This is a genomic window from Proteus vulgaris (genome assembly GCF_011045815.1).
Classification (GTDB): Bacteria; Pseudomonadota; Gammaproteobacteria; order Enterobacterales; family Enterobacteriaceae; genus Proteus; species Proteus vulgaris_B.
In genome coordinates this window covers 2323425-2339595 of the sequence record NZ_CP047344.1, presented here as the reverse complement: position 1 = coordinate 2339595, position 16171 = coordinate 2323425, and the positions used below count along the sequence as shown (strand labels likewise).

Here is a 16171-nt window from a genome sequence, read left to right as displayed (position 1 = left end):
ATGTTATTTTAATTCAACGATTGGTATATCCAATTAAGATAACCTTTAAAACCATTTTCAATCGGTATTATAATAACTTCAGGAGTGTCATAAGGATGTATTTCGGCAAGCGCATCAATTAAAACCTGTTGTTTGCTTTTTTCGGATTTAATCATCATAAGCACTTCACTATCTTCAATAACTTCGTTATTCCAATGATAAATCGATTTTACATGGGGTATCAGATTTACACAGGCAGCCAGTTTTGCATTGATGAGATAGTGAGCGATTTCATTAGCAATCATTTCATTTGGTGCAGTTGAGTATGCAATTATCATTACTTTTCCTTCTGATATTAATATATTTATTAACATTGATGATAAGGTTTGGATGATTTTAATTTTACCAAAATAAAACTTTTTAAAACTTAAAGCTAATATTTTTATTTTTCTCGAAATAAAACGGTATTTTCAAAAAAAACTTTCTCGTTATGAACCGTTTACGGCATTATTAAGGGCTTTTTACGTATTATGAGGTTCTTGTAGTAAAGAAAAATATCAGGGTGCCGATATTATTAGTAGATTAATAGAATGTATCTATTTGTGTTATAAGGCTTAATTTAAGCAAAGATATTTTTATCTTCAATAATATCTCTAATATAAAATAAATTAATTAGTCAAAAGATTTATAAAAATTTGTGGGGTTTAAAATGGATAATAATTCGCTAAAGAACGCGAGTTTATTTGATAATGATCCCGTTCTCTATGCTGCATGGCTTTACTATCAGGACGGGCTAAGTCAAAGTGAAGTTGCAAATATTATGGGTGTTTCCCGAGTCACAGTCGTGAAATATTTGCATTTAGCTAGAGAAAAAGGATTCGTAAATATTAGTTTAGATTCATCAGTATTTTCTACGATTGATTATGCAATTAGAATAAAAGCAAAATTCGATCTGAATAATGTGCTTATTTTACCTGATGAAGAAAAAAATAAATCGCAACATACATTAAATATGAACAGAGAAAGACTAGCGAAAGCAGGGGCGATGTATCTTTCTCAAATAATGGGTGATGATGATATTTTAGGTGTCGCTTGGGGACGAACAATTTATAAGTTAGGTAATTATCTTCCACCCAAATCACTAAAGAATGTCACCGTACTACAAATGATAGGGGCTGTCGCACCACAACCTGATTTTAAAACGGCAGAAGCGGCCGCGTTAATTGCAAATAAATTATCAGGGTGCAGTATTAATTTACATGTACCTGCTGTCGTTTCGAGTGCTCGTTTAGCAATGGAGCTTCAAGCGGAGCCTATTATTAGACGTAATTTTTCAGCGCTAAATCAATGTAATAAGGCACTTTTTGTTGTGGGTAATACATTGGATGATAATCCTCTTGTGACAACCGGTGTGTTAACCAGTGGTGAAATGGCGCAATACCGTGATTTGGGTGCTGTAGGGGTGATTTGCGGACGCTTTTATGATGCGCAAGGCAATCCTTTGGTTTCTGATATTGACCTTAGGATAATGGGAATAAGTTTAGCTCAGTTAAGACAAATACCGCAGCGACTCTTTATCGCCGGAGGTGTGGAAAATATTCAAGCAACAATAGGAGTGATAAAAGGAGGTTACGCTACTGATATTGTCATTGATGAAGTGACCGCCTTGTCATTATTAGAGTTGGAAAGCTAATAATTAAATCCTCGTGAAGACGGGGATTTGTTGGCGAGTTACCATTTTATAATCTACTTATTTCTGATAAAAATGAATATATTAAAGTGTTTATTTTGATCAGCTTCTTTTGTAAAACTCACAGATAAATAAAAAGGTAAAAATGATAAGTTGTTAACATTTTTCTCTTTTTTTATATGAGCTTCTTGCCTTAAACTCTTATATCATTCATTATGTAAAAAATTATATAACGATGGTTAGGGTTACCTATTTTATGAAACGCCAATTACTCGCTAGCTTAGGGCTAGCACTAGGATTAATTTGTCATAATACACTGGCAGCTGAACTTCATCTTTATGCTGGTGCTGGTTTAAAACAACCAGTAGAACAAGTTGTTACTGTATTTGAAAAAGAAACTGGAAATAAAGTCACTATTGAATATGGCGGTTCAGGTCAAATATTAACACGTTTTAATTTAACTAAGCAGGGAGATTTGTTTTTTCCTGGCTCACAAGATTACGTGGAAAAGTTAGATAAAGAAGGGCTGGTTGTTAACCAATATTCTATTGTTCGCCATATTCCCGTAATTGCTGTACGCAAAGATAAAGTGGGCGATATTAAAACGCTAGAAGATCTTGCGAATAGTTCATTAAAGCTAGGTATGGGTGATGCTAAAGCTATAGCATTAGGAAAAAGTGGTGAACAACTTATTGATGTATCAGGTCAAGGTGATAAATTACGCGACAAAGTAATTGTACGCACAGCAACGATTAAACAATTACTAATGTATTTGCTTAATGGTGAAGTGGATGCCGCCATTATTGGATATGCAGATGCAATGAAAAACCAAGATAAATTGGTCTTACTTCCAGTGCCTGAAGGTAATCCTGAAGAAGTAGCAACTTTGGCGGTTTTAAAAACATCAGCAAATCCCAAAGAAGCACAATTACTTGCTGATTATTTTACACGCGCAGAGGGAATAAAAGCTTTTACTGATTATGGTTTTCTTCCTGTAATTTCGAAACCATAGATTTTTTCTCACATAAATTGTGTTTTTTCGCCACCAACTCACTGGTGGCTTTTTTCATTATTACAGCAAAATAAGTTTTATTTTTAGAAAAGGAAATAACGTGTTTCGTTGGGCTTTAATTCCACTTTTTTTATTGTTATTTCTGATCTTAGGATCACTAATCGCATTAATATGCCAACTTTCATATGTTGAATTTAGACAAGTCATTACTGATCCTGAATTTCATTTTGCTATTGGTATGTCACTTAGTACGGCATTAACATCTTTATGTTTAGCAATTATCTTAGGTGTACCTGCTGCATGGGCAATGGCAAGAATTCCTTTTAAAGGACATCGTTTTATTGATGCGTTATTAGATTTGCCTTTGGTTACTCCTCCATTAGTTATCGGTATCGGATTATTATTATTGTTAGGAAATCAGGGGCCTTTAACGGGTGTTTTTCCTGAATTATCTCGTTCTCTTTTTTCACCTTTAGGTATTATTATTGCTCAAACTTATGTCGCTAGTGCGATTATTATGAGAAATAGCCTCTCTGCCTTTAAGTCTGTTGATCCCGCTTATATTCAAACGGCGCAAAATTTAGGATTAACACCTACAAAAACATTTTTCTTGATTGAAATACCATTGTGTTGGTCAGCTTTAATGAGTGGAAGCATCATTGCATTTTCTAGAGCCTTAGGTGAGTTTGGTGCCACATTAATGTTAGCTGGCGCAACAAGATTAAAAACAGAGACGTTACCCATGGCTATTTATCTAAATATCGCCAGTGGAGACTTCACTTTGGCAATAGGTTGTGCACTCGTTCTTATCGCTATCGCAATTACGTTATTATTTGCGTTGCATCGTTTACAGCGAGAAAGGACGACATCATGTTAGAAATTCGTTCATTAACATCGGGTATATTAAAAGACGTCTCGTTAAAGGTAGAAAAAGGAACTTGCTTAGGAATAAGTGGTACATCAGGAAGTGGTAAAACAACACTTTTAAATGCAATAGCGGGATACACTTTGTACTCTGGAGATATCTACCTTGCAAATAAAAATATTAATACACAGTCAGTGTGGTTGCGTTCTTGTCGATATTTAAATCAACGGCTTTATTTATTTCCATTTATGACTGTAACCCAAAATTTATGGCTAGCACAATATGGTGCAAAACAGAAACGAAGCAAGGAGAGAGAAAGGTCGATATTAGAGCAGATGGGAATTGAACATCTTGCTACACGTTATCCTCATCAAATTTCAGGAGGGGAACAACAACGCGTGGCATTGGCAAGAGCTCTTATTAGCCAACCCAAACTTTTACTACTGGATGAACCTTTTTCGAGTTTGGATTGGGAAACGCGTTATCAGCTTTGGGATTTAATTGATTCCTTAAAATCTAAGGAAATAACGATGATCATGGTTACTCATGAACCTCGTGAAATCAGAGCGCTAGCAGATAAAACGGTTCTATTGTCTAAAGGACAAGTTATTACTGAAAATTCAATACGTTGAAATGATTGCCTTGATTATTGATTACCAAGCCATTACTGACCAATGGATAATACGGCCCATAATTTTTACAGAATCAGTTTCTGCTGATTCGTCAGGGAATTCGTCTTTATTATAGCTACGTATGATTAATTTGCCGCCTGGTTGACGATAAAGCAGTTTTATTCTGAATAAGGCATCTTGTTCGATAGCATAAATACCACCATCAACAATGCGTGTGTTACCTGTATCAACAGTGACCGTTGATCCATTTGGGATAACGGGTGACATGCTATCCCCATAAACAGAAAAACAAATGACATTTTGAGAGGAAGCGCCATAACGGCGTAATGTGCTTTTTGAAAATCTCAATTTATATCCGTTATGATCTTCGTTAGTACAACAACCATCACCAGCCGCAAGCTCAATACTTTTAAAGTAGGGGATTTCTACTTCATCAGCATCTAAAGGGGTATTGCTATCCCATTCACTAACAGGTTGCCATTCATTTTCAGGTGGAATTTCAGAAGCAACATCAGGTTGCTCTTCACCTTCTAATAGCCAAGCTAAATCACAATTTAATGCTTTTGCTAATTCAGGTAAAAAACGAGGGCGTTTAGTTTTACCACTTTCTAGTTGCTCGATAGATTGCTGTGTTGTATTTGCTAAAGTAGCAAGTTCTGATTGTGTTAAACCTAACGCAATGCGCTTGTCTTTGGTACGTTTCGCAATAGACATTAGTGACTCCTAATACGTGTCCTTACATATTCAAGTACAAAGAGTATATCGTAAAAAGAAAACAAATTAAATTGTATTTTATCTTGATAATAAAATTAAGAGTAGGTTAACTACTTAATTTGGAAAACATCATCTGCACTGTTTGGTGGTGTGAGATAAGGATTTTCATCAGTAACATCAGGATCTCTTAAGACTTCTCCACAGAAAATAATAAGGTCAGGTCTTTTTTGTTTTAAGTAGTTAAGTCGAGTGGAGCATTCATCTTTAGTATAAATGGTTTCTGTAACAGGAACAGCATCGCAAGAATCATTTCCACAAGGGCTTACCAATAACACATAACCGACCAGCATGAGCTGTGAAGTAAACATAAAATATCCTTTTAACTATTCATGTTTGGTCATCAAAATCAGACAGCTAGATTACCTATTTGTTGATAAAAAAGCAGTTTCTATTTGTCTTAAATAGGATTAATGATGCAAAAAGGTGTATTTGATCACAATTTTTCTAGTGTTTGTTTGTATTTATTAGTGATGTGTTATAGGCAACCAGCCCAAATAATAGGGACTAATACGAGAAAATATAGAATGAAAACAAATTGAATTGTTTTTTAACATAACCTAATGTTGTAATATTGTTATTACTGCATTGGTTGATACGCTTCATAAAATATTAATATAAATGATGCCGGTTAAGTGGATAAATTAGGGAGAATTACATTTAGTTCTAATTAAAGTAATTGCCATGGTAAATAGAGAATAATTTTATTTTTAAGAACTCTCCAAATAATGATGCTTAGAATACTTAATTTTTATCTTTAATAGTGTCATTAAAAAGAAAACAAAATTAGATAGGTAGATAGAATGATGTTACTTTAATTTGTTGATTTATAATAAAGATAAGTTGTTTTATGTTATAACTAGCCAGTTGTTTGTGAGTATTTAAAATACTCTTTTTATGAATAGTTAAAAAGGTATTTTAAATTACCTTTTTTTAAATAAATAATGACATAAAAATATGCCGAAATTTATTTTTATCACGTATAATTTAGCAGAGAAAAAGTGAAAATATTGTTCATTATTGAGTTAATTATTAAGTAATATATTAACTATCTTATATCTTAATATTAGATATATTTTGTATAAGTTTCATTGGTTGAAAAATAGCATGCTAAGGTAAGGATAAATTATGTTAAAAAAAGTCATGGGATACCTGTTTTTAATATTTGCAATAATAACACTATCAGCGTGTGGTGATAAAACAGAGGATCCGGGGCAGGCAGCAGTTGCATTCGTTGAAGCGATTGCTGCAGGGAATGGTGATAAAGTTATTTCATTAATTCACTTAAGCGAAATGCAAGGAGATCCAAGAGCTGAACAATTTAATAATAAATTTAAAATGATTGTAGAGGAAACAGGTAAACAAGTTAAAAAGCAAGGTGGCTTGAGTAAAGTTGAAATTATCAGCGTTGAATATAGTGAAGATAAAAATAGTGCAATTGTGACATTAAAAACTACATTAAAAGATGGTGTGGAAAAAACTCAAGCACAAGAGATGATTAATGTTGATGGTAAATGGAAAGTTAATTTCAAGTGATGATCCGTGCCTTTACTATTTTAGCTTTATTTTTAGCGGGTGCATTTTATGCGCTCGCTTTGCCTCTTGATTTAAAAAATGGTGATTTAGTTTTTCGAGAAGGTGATGAAGCGATTAGTGAAATAATTAAGCAAGTCGATAGAAGTGGATTTAGTCACGTAGGAATGGTGTGGATTTCGGATAATGGTATTAAAGTGATCCATTCAACACCAAGTGAACATATGGATATAAAAGATGGAGTTACCATTGATAATATAGACTTCTTTATTAGTCGAGCAAAAGCCAATACTGTGCAATTTTATCAAGTAAAAGGAAGCGAAGAAGCTAGAAGTAATGCTGTAAAAATTGCATTAAATCGCGTGGGGGAAAACTTTAGTATTTATCCCAAGCAAGGCGTTTATTGTACAGAGTTAGTTGCTGATGCATGGCTAAAGGCGGGGGTATCTATTTCCACAGGAACTCAAATATTAGATATGCCGTTTATTTCAGATATTCCACTTATTTTTCCTGAAAATTTAATTAATTCTGAAAATGTAATTCTTTATCCTCAATAAGCATTATGATTAGCCTCTTTTCAAGTCTCTACTAATACAGAAAGACAAATAAATTTGAAGATTAAATATCTAGCTCTTTTTGAAACTTACAGGTAATATCCCTCTAGATTTATTTCCTCTCACTTTTGATTATTTAGGTTGTAGTTATGTAATACACATTAAGGCACTGAAGTCATGGTGCAGAAACAGAAAATTCACTTACCGAATAATTATTTAAATTTGGTAGAACCTCTGTTACTTAATGAGTACAAAATAATGAATAATCAATCACAAAAATATGATAGAACCTATCACTATCCTTTTTCACCAGGCACAACAAACGACGATCGTATAAATGCGCAATGGTGGCAGGATATTTGCCAAATAAAACATCTTATCCATACAGAAAAGTTGGATGGGGAAAATAATTGCCTAAATAAAATGGGGGTTTTTGCGCGGTCTCATGCCACACCAACGCAATCGGCATGGACGTCTCAATTGCGTCAACGTTGGCAAATGATGAAAAACGATTTAGGTGAGTTAGATATTTTTGGTGAAAATCTATATGCCATTCATTCTATTGAATATGCACACTTAGAAGAATATTTCTATGTGTTTGCAGTTCGTTATAAAGATAAATGGCTAAGTTGGGAAGAAGTGCAGTTTTATGCTTCTTTATTTGATCTTCCTACTGTGCCAGAAATTAAACTGCCTAAATGTCAGGATAAAACAGAGTTTGAAAATATGATTGTTTCACAAGCCAAACAGGCAAGTTTTTTTCAATCTCAAGATGTTTTAACGCAAAAACCAAGCCCAATGGAAGGCATTGTGACTCGAGATATACAGTCATTTTCTTTAAATGATTTCTCTCATCGTGTTTTTAAATATGTCAGAAAAGATCATGTAAAAACGGATGTTCATTGGAAAAAAAATTGGCGACGTGCTCCGTTAATCTGGGAAAAAACACAGGGATTTCAATGATGCTTCATAAGAAATTACACACTGAGATGTCATGGGAGCACCTTTGTGAATTGTATGATGAAATTAGTGATATGGCGGGTGTTATGCAGGACCCCATTCATCATGCAGAAGGTGATGTGGCGATACATACACAAAGAGTAATCAATTCAGTTAAATCATTACCTGAATATGAAACTCTGACAGAAAGAGATCAACAAATTTTATGGATCTCGGCACTTCTTCATGATGTAGAAAAACGTTCTACAACACGAGAAGAAGAAGGACGTATTATTTCTCCAGGTCATGCGCGTAAAGGTGAATTAACGACTCGTCGTTTTCTTTTTGAGAAAGTGCCATTAAGTTTTGCTGATAGAGAGCAAATTGTAGCTTTAGTTCGTTTTCATGGATTACCTTTGTGGGTAATGGATAAGCCCGATCCTAAAAAAGCATTACTTGCAGCATCGTTAAGAGTGGATTGTTATTTGCTTGCCTTACTGGCTAAGGCGGATGTTTTAGGACGAGATTGTGATGATAAAGAAGGGCTTTTTGACAAAATTACGTTATTTACACTTTATTGTGAAGAGTTAAATTGTTGGCGCAAACCTGCTCCGTTCTCTTCAAATAAAGCCTGTTTTTATTATTTTCATACAGAGAATAGTGCTGATTGTAATTATGAGCCTTATCCTGAAAAAGGAAGTGACGTCACTGTACTTTGTGGTTTACCCGGGATGGGAAAAGATACCTACATTCACCAATATTGTGCAGATATTCCTATCGTGAGTTTAGATGAGCTACGTCGCCAACATAATATTAAACCCGATAATCGAGATGCTAATGGGTGGATAGCACAACAAGCAAAAGAGCAAGCTCGAGTTTATTTACGAGAGCATAAAACTTTTGTTTGGAATGCTACTAATATTACAAGAAAAATGCGGGATCAGCTGATCTCTTTGTTTTATCGTTATAATGCAAAAATAACGCTGGTTTACATTGAAGTGCCTTATACTCAATGGAAAAAGCAAAATAATGCAAGGAATGAAGTGGTACCTATTAAAGTAATGGATCGTATGTTAAGTAAATTGGAAGTTCCAACGCCAGAAGAAGCACATAAAGTAATTTATTGGGTCGAAGGGAAATCACAAACATTGCTTTAATTTAATTGGTTAATTTTGGCGTTTAGCATTATTCAAATAGTTACCTGAGATGTAAGTTATAACCATAAAGTAAGGGCTACTTTGTTTCTACAAAATAGCCCTTTTTCTTGTTTATGAGGGATTTATTGGCAGGCAAAACAACGTATTAAATTTATTTTTTAATATGATGTACAATATCGAAATAGGTGTTGCGATCTTCTGCATTTGGATAAATACGATAAGTATATTCATCATTTTTAATCGTGATATTTTCTACATCACGGGTAAATAACGTCTTACCTTCAGTGTCTTTAGCAACTAAGGTACGTATCTTGCCATCATCTGACATAGACCAATCGCCTTGCATTTTCTGTTTACCTTCCGGTGTAAACATAATAAATGTACCATTAGGATAATATTCAGCAAGGCCAAAATAATTACTCACTTGGGCATTACCTGCGTCTGTTTTATTGCCTTTTTCATCAATTGCATCAGTCGTTACCCAGACTTTTTCTATCATGAGTTTCTCATAGTTATTCAGTTCTTTTTGAGCTTGAATAACACCTTGAGCTTGCATATTTGTGGATGATGTTGAATTCTCAGCGGCAAAAAGAGAAAAGCTAGCGCTTAATAATGAGATTGCGATAAGTGATTTTATTTTCATTTATATATCCTTATTTTACGTTGTACTTTTTGTCAGGAGTTTATGTTGTGTCTGACTGTATGTATAAATTTAGGCATAAAATAGATGAAGTGCGAGGAAAGAAGTATGACAAAATGTTTCTGATAAAAAGATTAACTGACAAAAATAATTAGCAATAAATATCGTGATTATTTGTTTTTTTAATCTTATTCTCTGCTTTTATTCTTATTCTAGTGATAATTACTTCAAACTGAGTGTGTAAAAAACAAATAGTCTTCATTGATAGCTAATGAAAAAAATAAAATTTCTTTTTGATTTACAAAACAAAATTAAAGTTTGACTAAATGATGTATTAAATAGACAAAGCATAATGGATTTTTTTGATAAAAATCGCTAGAAAAAAGATAAATTCAAAAAATGAGTTTTATTTCCCCTAAAAAAGAACTTCGTTATCTGACTTAATGTTATCAAGATCACAAAAATGAAAGATGAATATTGAGCGTGTTTTGGGCATTGCTTTTGTATTTCTTAACTAAATGACGCTAATTTATAGAGAGAGTTCGGTTTTTCAGCCTATGTAATGATTAAGTTTTCTTTATTATAAGAACGTCGTGAAAATAATGATGATAAAAATAATTAATGCATTGCTCGATTCAATTAAATTGTATTTAATTTAAGCATTATTACTGTTTTTTTGTATAAAGATAAAATTAATTTTTCGTAACTACTTATCTTAAAAAGTAATTTTTATTTTTCTATTTTAATTTATATTACTATCCATAGCCAATAAGAAAAATATAGTATTAAATTTACTTATGATAAATAAATTAAAAATGAATTATTTGTCGCATTTGTTTTTTCTTAAAAAGAAACAAGATATTAATTTATTTATTAAATAATCTTACGTTTATCGTTATTTATTTCTGTTTCTTTTTGCTTTTTATTTTTGTATTTCTGCTTTTTTTTGCTTTTAATAAATAACATATGATTGTAATCACAATCCCATAACAACTAATAAACTAAAGTTGTTGCCATAGAGGTAACATTAAATGAAAGCAGAGCGTCATAAAAAAATAATTAATCTGATAAAAGGTAATGGTGCAGTAAAAGTTTCTGTTTTGGCTAAAGAACTTGATGTTACCAAAGAAACAATACGATCAGATTTAAATACATTAGCTGAAAAAGGAATTATAAAAAGATGCCATGGTGGCGCTTTTATAGAATTTGAGACATTAGATAAAGTCGCTAAGAAAGAAATAATACAATTTCTAGAATGTAATGATCAAATTGACAAAAACGATTTAGCAAATAAAACAGCAATAAATAAGGTGTGCGTACTGGGTTCGTTTAATGTTGATATGATTAGCTATTTGCCTAGATTGCCAGAAGCCGGGGAATCCTTATTATCAAATAAATTTATCTTCTCACCAGGAGGTAAAGGCTGTAACCAAGCATTGGCAGCGAGTTATGCCGATGCACAAGTACATTTTATTACGAAGATTGGTACTGATCAATTTAGTGATTATGCAGTTAATTTTATATCGTCATCAAGAATAAAAACATCAACGATATATCAAACTGAAAATTACCAAACAGGAACAGCGTCTATTTTTGTTTCGGAAGAGAGTGGAGAGAATATTATTTCTATTTATTCTGGTGCTAACATGGATATCTCTGCAGATGAAGTAAAAATACAGAAAGATAAAATTATTGATGCAGATATTATTTTATTACAGTTAGAAACAAACATTGAAGCATTAAAAGAAATTATTGCTATTGGAAATGAAAATAATATTCCTATTATTCTTAATCCAGCGCCTTATAACAAAATAGTTAATGAATTACTTCCTATGATAGATGTATTAACACCTAATGAAACGGAAGCAAGTTTATTATCTGGAATAGAAGTTCTTGACTTAGGATCTGCAAAAAATGCGGCAGTTTCTATTTATCAACAAGGCGTAAATAAGGTGGTTATTACGCTAGGTAGTAAAGGTTCGTTAGCTTATGACGGATATAAGTATATTTACTCTCCGGCATATCCGGCAGTGGTAAAGAATACCGCAGGGGCAGGTGACGCTTTTAATGGCGCGCTCGCGGCCTCATTGGCAAAAGGAAAGCAGTTTTCTTATGCGTTACGCTATGCATCAGCTTTTTCATCATTAGCTGTTGAGACGAGTAATGCTTCAGAAATGCCTGAAGATATTAATGTCATGCATCGCATCAATCAAACAACATATTCACAGATTGTCACCCAATCCCCTGAATAAATAATCTTTTTTGAAAGAGGAATAAAAATGAAAATCTTATTTATTGGTGAGTCATGGCACATTCATATGATCCACTCTAAAGGCTACGACAGCTTTACTTCCAGCAAATATGAAGAAGGTTCAACGTTCTTATTAAGTTGCTTAAGAGAGAAAGGTGTTGAAGTCGATTATATGCCTGCTCACACCGTTCAGGTTGCTTTTCCACAAACAGCAGAAGCATTGGCTAAATACGATGTCATTGTCATAAGTGATATTGGTGCAAATACGTTCCTTCTGCAAAACGATACTTTCTACAACATGAAAGTTATTCCTAATGCATTGGGATTAATTAAAGAGTTTGTAGCGAATGGCGGTGGCTTATTAATGATTGGTGGTTACCTGTCATTTATGGGTATTGAAGCTAAAGCAAACTACAAAAATACATTACTTGCAGAAGTTCTGCCTGTTGAAATGCTAGATGGTGACGATCGTGTTGAAGCACCTGAAGGCGTATTTGCAAATGCAGTAAATGCAGAACATGCATCAGTAAAAGGCTTTGGTGAATGGCCGATGTTCCTTGGCTATAACAAAGTATCAGCTAAAGAAAATACAGAAACCGTATTAAATATTGGTGAAGATCCATTACTGGTATTTGGTCAATTCGAAAAAGGAAAAACAGGTTGCTTTATGAGTGACTGTTCTCCTCACTGGGGAAGTAAAGAGTTTTTAGCATGGCCTCATTATGCGGATATGTGGGTCAATATTCTTAAGCAAATTGCACGTTAATTTGAATTCAGAATAACTGTCATAAAAAGTAAAAAAGCGCAGGGTTGCGGCTCTGTGCTAATAAAAAAACCGATTACTTGAAAAATAAAAAAAGAAATCACTCATAGCCAATAATCCAAAAGGAACATCTTATGAGTACAAAAAATTTATCAACACCCTTGCTGATGTTAGCAACCGTGTTAGCAGGTATGCTATCACCAATGCAATCTGCGGTGAATGGGCAGCTAGGACACGTTTTAAAAGATGGTAACGCCAGTGCGGTTATCTCTTTTGCTAGTGGTTTAGTGGTAATGTTTTTTATCATAATGTCGAAAAAACAGTACCGTCAGCAATTTGCATCAATTCCAAGTTTAATTAAAACACGCAAAATCCCATTATGGAACTGGTTTGCGGGTCTTTGTGGTGCGATGGTTGTTTTCTCTGAAGGCGCTTCTGCAAGTGCATTGGGGATTGCTACTTTCCAAACAGCATTAATTTCAGCACTGTTATTATCCGGCTTGTTATGTGACCGTTTTGGTGTGGGTGTGGATGAGAAAAAATATTTCACGCCATATCGTGTATTAGGTGCAGTGTTAGCCGTTGTTGCAACTCTATTTGTTGTTTCTCCGCAATGGCATTCAACTTCATTCATTTATTTAGCAATCTTACCTTTCCTTGCAGGTCTATTAGCCGGTTGGCAGCCAGCGGGTAACTCTAAAGTCGCAGAAGCAACAGGTTCTATGATGGTGTCTATCACTTGGAACTTTATTGTTGGCTTTACTGTTTTAACGATTGCTTTAATTGTTCGTATGGCATTAGGTCATATCACACTTGAATTACCAGGAACATGGTGGATGTATTTAGGCGGTCCTTTAGGACTGATGTCTATCGCGTTAATGGCTATTTTAGTTCGCGGTTTAGGCTTGTTGATGTTAGGTGTCGCATCCACAGCGGGTCAGTTATTAGGTTCTGTCTTAATTGATCTGTTATTACCATCATTAGGTAATACCGTTTATTTAGTGACAATCATCGGTACATTATTTGCGTTAGTGGGCGCGATTGTAACCACAATCCCAGAATTCAGAGCCGCTAAGCCAGCGAAAGCATAGGAGTAACATGATGAAAGGTTATATTCAAACTGTAACAGGCCCAGTTAAAAAAGAAGATATGGGACTGACATTACCTCATGAACACCTGTTTAATGATCTCTCTGGTGTTGTTGATGAACCTTTTTATGAATTCTCACATGTATTAGTTGATAAAAAAGTCAGTGCCGATATTCAATGGGGACTTAAATACGATCCTTATTGTTGTTGCGATAATATGGATAAAAAACCAATTGATGATGTTATTTTTGAATTAAATAACTTTAAAGAATTAGGTGGCAGAACGATTGTTGATGCAACGGGATCTTCATCTATTGGGCGTGATATTAGAAAACTAAGACAAGTTGCAGAAATAACAGGGATCAATGTTGTTGCTTCTTCAGGGCTTTATATTGAAAAGTTTGAAGGTCAACGTCTTGCTGATGATATCGAGGCAATGGCAAAGATTATTGATGACGAATTAAATGTAGGCATTGATGGTACAGATATTCGAGCAGGAATGATTGGTGAGATTGGAGTTTCTCCTTTCTTTACTGACGGTGAGAAAAATAGCTTACGTGCGGCGGCAATGGCTCAAAATAATAATCCTTATGCTTCTATGAATATTCACATGCCAGGCTGGCAACGTCGTGGTGATGAAGTTTTAGATATTCTGTTATCTGAAATGGGCTGTAACCCTGCAAAAATTTCATTAGCACATTCTGATCCATCGGGTAAAGATATTGATTATCAATGCAAAATGCTTGATCGCGGTGTTTGGCTTGAGTTTGATATGATTGGCCTTGATATCTCTTTCCCTAAAGAAGGGGCTGCGCCAAGTGTTATGGATACTGTTGAAGCTGTCGCAACCTTAATTGAAAGAGGTTATGGTAGCCAAATTGTATTAAGCCATGATGTGTTTTTAAAACAAATGTGGGCAAAAAATGGGGGAAATGGCTGGGGATTTGTTCCGAATGTCTTCCTTTCATTATTAGCTCAACGTGGCATTGATAACTCTATTATCAAAAAGTTATGCGTTGATAATCCAGCAAATTTATTGGCTTAAATCTGAGTTCAAATAAATAACAATAAACATACCCTTGAAGTATTTAGCGGCACCTTAATCGAGTGCCGCATTTTTATGTCTCAAGGAGCTGGAGATGAACTGAAAAATTAACGTAAGTGGTAATTTTCAATATAACGTAGTGAATGTGTTGAACCATTAATCACTAAAGAATGTGTTTGTAGATATTGGGATTGTTGGTTAACACCAGATAAAAGATCACCGGCCGTAATGGCGGTTGCTGCAAACATCACATCTTGATTACGAACTAATGTATCTAGTGATAATTTGATATTTACATCGGTTCCCATTTTATGACAGCGAGCAATTTCACTGACAGCAAACTCTCTATTTTCTGCAGTATTTCCTTTTGCGATGTCGCGTGTAATCAGACGAGCTTGCATATCACCACCAAGTGCTTTAGCTATCGCAGCACTAATAACACCTTCTGGAGCTCCGCCAATACCGTACATAACATCAATACTATTATTTGGCATTGTGGCATATAAAGAAGCAAGAACATCACCATCAGGTAGTGTAATAACATTGATCCCTTTGGAACGAAGATCGTTAATAATATCGTGGTGACGAGGTTTGTCTAAAATAGCTAACGTAAGTTGCTCAAGTGATTTATTTAATGTTTGTGCAATAGCATCAAGGTTATATTCTAGGCAGTGGTTCAGATCAATGACGCCAGCAGCTTGTTTACCGACAATTAATTTTTCCATATACATATCGGGAGCTTGTAGAAAACTGCCTTCAAAACCTGCAGCTAAAATAGCTAGAGAATTGTTTTCACCCGTTGCTACCATGCGAGTGCCATCAATAGGGTCAACAGCAATTTCTATTTTTTCACCTTTTCCATTACCGACTTGTTCACCGATATAAAGCATCGGTGCTTCATCTATTTCGCCTTCACCAATAACGATTTCACCGTTGATATTTAAGCTATTTAAACGTGCTCTCATGGCACTTACGGCGGCATCATCTGCTGCGTTTTTATTTTGTTTTCCGATCCAAGGCATGGCTGCAATGGCCGCTGCTTCTGTTACAGAAGCAATTGCGTTAGTTAATTCGTCATTTAATTTCATATTATGAGTGTGTTTTTTAGTACAAATGGAAGATTAAGGGAGTTGATGGATCATACCTTTTTTTTGAAATTGAGTGCTAGGTTTAAATCAAGAGTTCTTGAAATTGATTATTTAGGAATAAACTAAGATAAATCTGTGAAAATTAAAGTATAACTAAGGTTAAG

At 34.3% G+C, this 16171-nt stretch carries 17 protein-coding genes; 12 read left to right on the top strand and 5 right to left on the bottom strand.

The genetic code is table 11. The features are described from left to right. Window positions 1-8 precede the first annotated feature (8 nt). Window positions 9-317 carry a divalent-cation tolerance protein CutA gene (gene cutA / locus GTH24_RS11060; protein WP_082151763.1) on the bottom strand — a complete coding sequence of 103 codons (309 nt, stop codon included), beginning with the start codon at window positions 315-317 and terminating at the stop codon, window positions 9-11. 371 nt (window positions 318-688) lie between these two features. On the opposite strand from cutA, the gene GTH24_RS11055 reads away from it, so the two are divergent. From GTH24_RS11055 to GTH24_RS11040, 4 genes are all read left to right on the top strand, one after another. Beyond that, window positions 689-1672: a sugar-binding transcriptional regulator gene (locus GTH24_RS11055; protein ID WP_072068350.1), complete on the top strand. Its 984-nt coding sequence runs from the start codon at window positions 689-691 to the stop codon at window positions 1670-1672. A gap of 253 nt (window positions 1673-1925) precedes the next feature. Continuing rightward, window positions 1926-2681 carry a molybdate ABC transporter substrate-binding protein gene (gene modA, locus GTH24_RS11050; RefSeq protein ID WP_072068349.1) on the top strand — a complete coding sequence of 252 codons (756 nt, stop codon included), beginning with the start codon at window positions 1926-1928 and terminating at the stop codon, window positions 2679-2681. Window positions 2682-2781: 100 nt separating this feature from the next. Beyond that, window positions 2782-3558 (top strand): ABC transporter permease, encoded by a 777-nt coding sequence (locus GTH24_RS11045; protein ID WP_072068348.1) that lies wholly within the window; start codon window positions 2782-2784, stop codon window positions 3556-3558. Next, window positions 3552-4178 (top strand): ABC transporter ATP-binding protein, encoded by a 627-nt coding sequence (locus tag GTH24_RS11040; protein WP_072068347.1) that lies wholly within the window; start codon window positions 3552-3554, stop codon window positions 4176-4178. The genes GTH24_RS11045 and GTH24_RS11040 overlap by 7 nt, the downstream gene beginning before the upstream one ends. 21 nt (window positions 4179-4199) lie before the next feature. Here GTH24_RS11040 and GTH24_RS11035 read toward each other — a convergent pair whose 3' ends face one another. Next, a complete protein-coding gene (locus tag GTH24_RS11035) occupies window positions 4200-4892 on the bottom strand; it encodes an XRE family transcriptional regulator (protein ID WP_072068346.1) in 693 nt (230 codons plus the stop codon). A gap of 110 nt (window positions 4893-5002) precedes the next feature. After that, entirely contained in the window at window positions 5003-5260 is a 258-nt protein-coding gene (locus GTH24_RS11030) for a hypothetical protein (protein ID WP_072068345.1), read from the bottom strand. 817 nt (window positions 5261-6077) lie between these two features. On the opposite strand from GTH24_RS11030, the gene GTH24_RS11025 reads away from it, so the two are divergent. The 4 genes from GTH24_RS11025 (at window position 6078) to GTH24_RS11010 (ending at window position 9132) form a co-directional block, all read left to right on the top strand. Then, complete coding sequence (locus tag GTH24_RS11025; RefSeq protein ID WP_164526407.1) at window positions 6078-6485, top strand: DUF4878 domain-containing protein; 408 nt, start codon at window positions 6078-6080, stop codon at window positions 6483-6485. Next, window positions 6485-7039, top strand: a complete 555-nt coding sequence (locus GTH24_RS11020) for a YiiX/YebB-like N1pC/P60 family cysteine hydrolase (protein ID WP_072068343.1) — start codon at window positions 6485-6487, stop codon at window positions 7037-7039. Before GTH24_RS11025 ends, GTH24_RS11020 begins: the two co-directional genes overlap by 1 nt. 255 nt (window positions 7040-7294) lie before the next feature. Continuing rightward, the gene (locus GTH24_RS11015; RefSeq protein ID WP_115350106.1) at window positions 7295-7999 is read left to right on the top strand and encodes an RNA ligase family protein; all 705 of its coding nucleotides are present in this window, start codon (window positions 7295-7297) and stop codon (window positions 7997-7999) included. Next, entirely contained in the window at window positions 7996-9132 is a 1137-nt protein-coding gene (locus tag GTH24_RS11010) for an AAA family ATPase (RefSeq protein WP_164526406.1), read from the top strand. The genes GTH24_RS11015 and GTH24_RS11010 overlap by 4 nt, the downstream gene beginning before the upstream one ends. A 151-nt stretch (window positions 9133-9283) precedes the next feature. Here GTH24_RS11010 and GTH24_RS11005 read toward each other — a convergent pair whose 3' ends face one another. After that, entirely contained in the window at window positions 9284-9775 is a 492-nt protein-coding gene (locus tag GTH24_RS11005; protein WP_115349900.1) for a DUF4822 domain-containing protein, read from the bottom strand. Window positions 9776-10803: 1028 nt separating this feature from the next. Between GTH24_RS11005 and GTH24_RS11000 the strand changes: the two genes are divergently transcribed. The 4 genes from GTH24_RS11000 to GTH24_RS10985 all read left to right on the top strand — a co-directional run bounded on the left by GTH24_RS11000 (window position 10804) and on the right by GTH24_RS10985 (window position 14919). Further along, on the top strand, window positions 10804-12024 hold the full coding sequence (locus GTH24_RS11000; RefSeq protein ID WP_072068340.1) for a PfkB family carbohydrate kinase: 1221 nt from the start codon (window positions 10804-10806) through the stop codon (window positions 12022-12024). Between the two features lie 27 nt (window positions 12025-12051). After that, a complete protein-coding gene (locus GTH24_RS10995; protein WP_072068339.1) occupies window positions 12052-12789 on the top strand; it encodes a glutamine amidotransferase in 738 nt (245 codons plus the stop codon). 131 nt (window positions 12790-12920) lie between these two features. Then, window positions 12921-13877, top strand: a complete 957-nt coding sequence (locus tag GTH24_RS10990) for a DMT family transporter (RefSeq protein WP_072068338.1) — start codon at window positions 12921-12923, stop codon at window positions 13875-13877. A gap of 10 nt (window positions 13878-13887) precedes the next feature. Next, a complete protein-coding gene (locus GTH24_RS10985) occupies window positions 13888-14919 on the top strand; it encodes a methylphosphonate esterase (RefSeq protein ID WP_072068337.1) in 1032 nt (343 codons plus the stop codon). A gap of 107 nt (window positions 14920-15026) precedes the next feature. Here GTH24_RS10985 and glpX read toward each other — a convergent pair whose 3' ends face one another. Next, window positions 15027-16007 carry a class II fructose-bisphosphatase gene (glpX, locus tag GTH24_RS10980; protein ID WP_072068336.1) on the bottom strand — a complete coding sequence of 327 codons (981 nt, stop codon included), beginning with the start codon at window positions 16005-16007 and terminating at the stop codon, window positions 15027-15029. Window positions 16008-16171 lie beyond the last annotated feature (164 nt).

What these genes read in the sequence shown, in the direction of transcription:
- GTH24_RS11025 (WP_164526407.1), top strand. Translation starts at nt 6,078, where the DNA reads ATGTTAAAAAAAGTCATGGGATACCTGTTTTTAATATTTGCAATAATA.
- GTH24_RS11035 (WP_072068346.1), bottom strand. Translation starts at nt 4,892, where the DNA reads ATGTCTATTGCGAAACGTACCAAAGACAAGCGCATTGCGTTAGGTTTA.
- GTH24_RS11005 (WP_115349900.1), bottom strand. Translation starts at nt 9,775, where the DNA reads ATGAAAATAAAATCACTTATCGCAATCTCATTATTAAGCGCTAGCTTT.
- GTH24_RS10990 (WP_072068338.1), top strand. Translation starts at nt 12,921, where the DNA reads ATGAGTACAAAAAATTTATCAACACCCTTGCTGATGTTAGCAACCGTG.
- modA (WP_072068349.1), top strand. Translation starts at nt 1,926, where the DNA reads ATGAAACGCCAATTACTCGCTAGCTTAGGGCTAGCACTAGGATTAATT.
- cutA (WP_082151763.1), bottom strand. Translation starts at nt 317, where the DNA reads ATGATAATTGCATACTCAACTGCACCAAATGAAATGATTGCTAATGAA.
- GTH24_RS11030 (WP_072068345.1), bottom strand. Translation starts at nt 5,260, where the DNA reads ATGTTTACTTCACAGCTCATGCTGGTCGGTTATGTGTTATTGGTAAGC.
- GTH24_RS10995 (WP_072068339.1), top strand. Translation starts at nt 12,052, where the DNA reads ATGAAAATCTTATTTATTGGTGAGTCATGGCACATTCATATGATCCAC.
- GTH24_RS10985 (WP_072068337.1), top strand. Translation starts at nt 13,888, where the DNA reads ATGAAAGGTTATATTCAAACTGTAACAGGCCCAGTTAAAAAAGAAGAT.
- GTH24_RS11055 (WP_072068350.1), top strand. Translation starts at nt 689, where the DNA reads ATGGATAATAATTCGCTAAAGAACGCGAGTTTATTTGATAATGATCCC.
- GTH24_RS11010 (WP_164526406.1), top strand. Translation starts at nt 7,996, where the DNA reads ATGATGCTTCATAAGAAATTACACACTGAGATGTCATGGGAGCACCTT.
- GTH24_RS11040 (WP_072068347.1), top strand. Translation starts at nt 3,552, where the DNA reads ATGTTAGAAATTCGTTCATTAACATCGGGTATATTAAAAGACGTCTCG.
- GTH24_RS11015 (WP_115350106.1), top strand. Translation starts at nt 7,295, where the DNA reads ATGAATAATCAATCACAAAAATATGATAGAACCTATCACTATCCTTTT.
- GTH24_RS11020 (WP_072068343.1), top strand. Translation starts at nt 6,485, where the DNA reads ATGATCCGTGCCTTTACTATTTTAGCTTTATTTTTAGCGGGTGCATTT.
- glpX (WP_072068336.1), bottom strand. Translation starts at nt 16,007, where the DNA reads ATGAAATTAAATGACGAATTAACTAACGCAATTGCTTCTGTAACAGAA.
- GTH24_RS11000 (WP_072068340.1), top strand. Translation starts at nt 10,804, where the DNA reads ATGAAAGCAGAGCGTCATAAAAAAATAATTAATCTGATAAAAGGTAAT.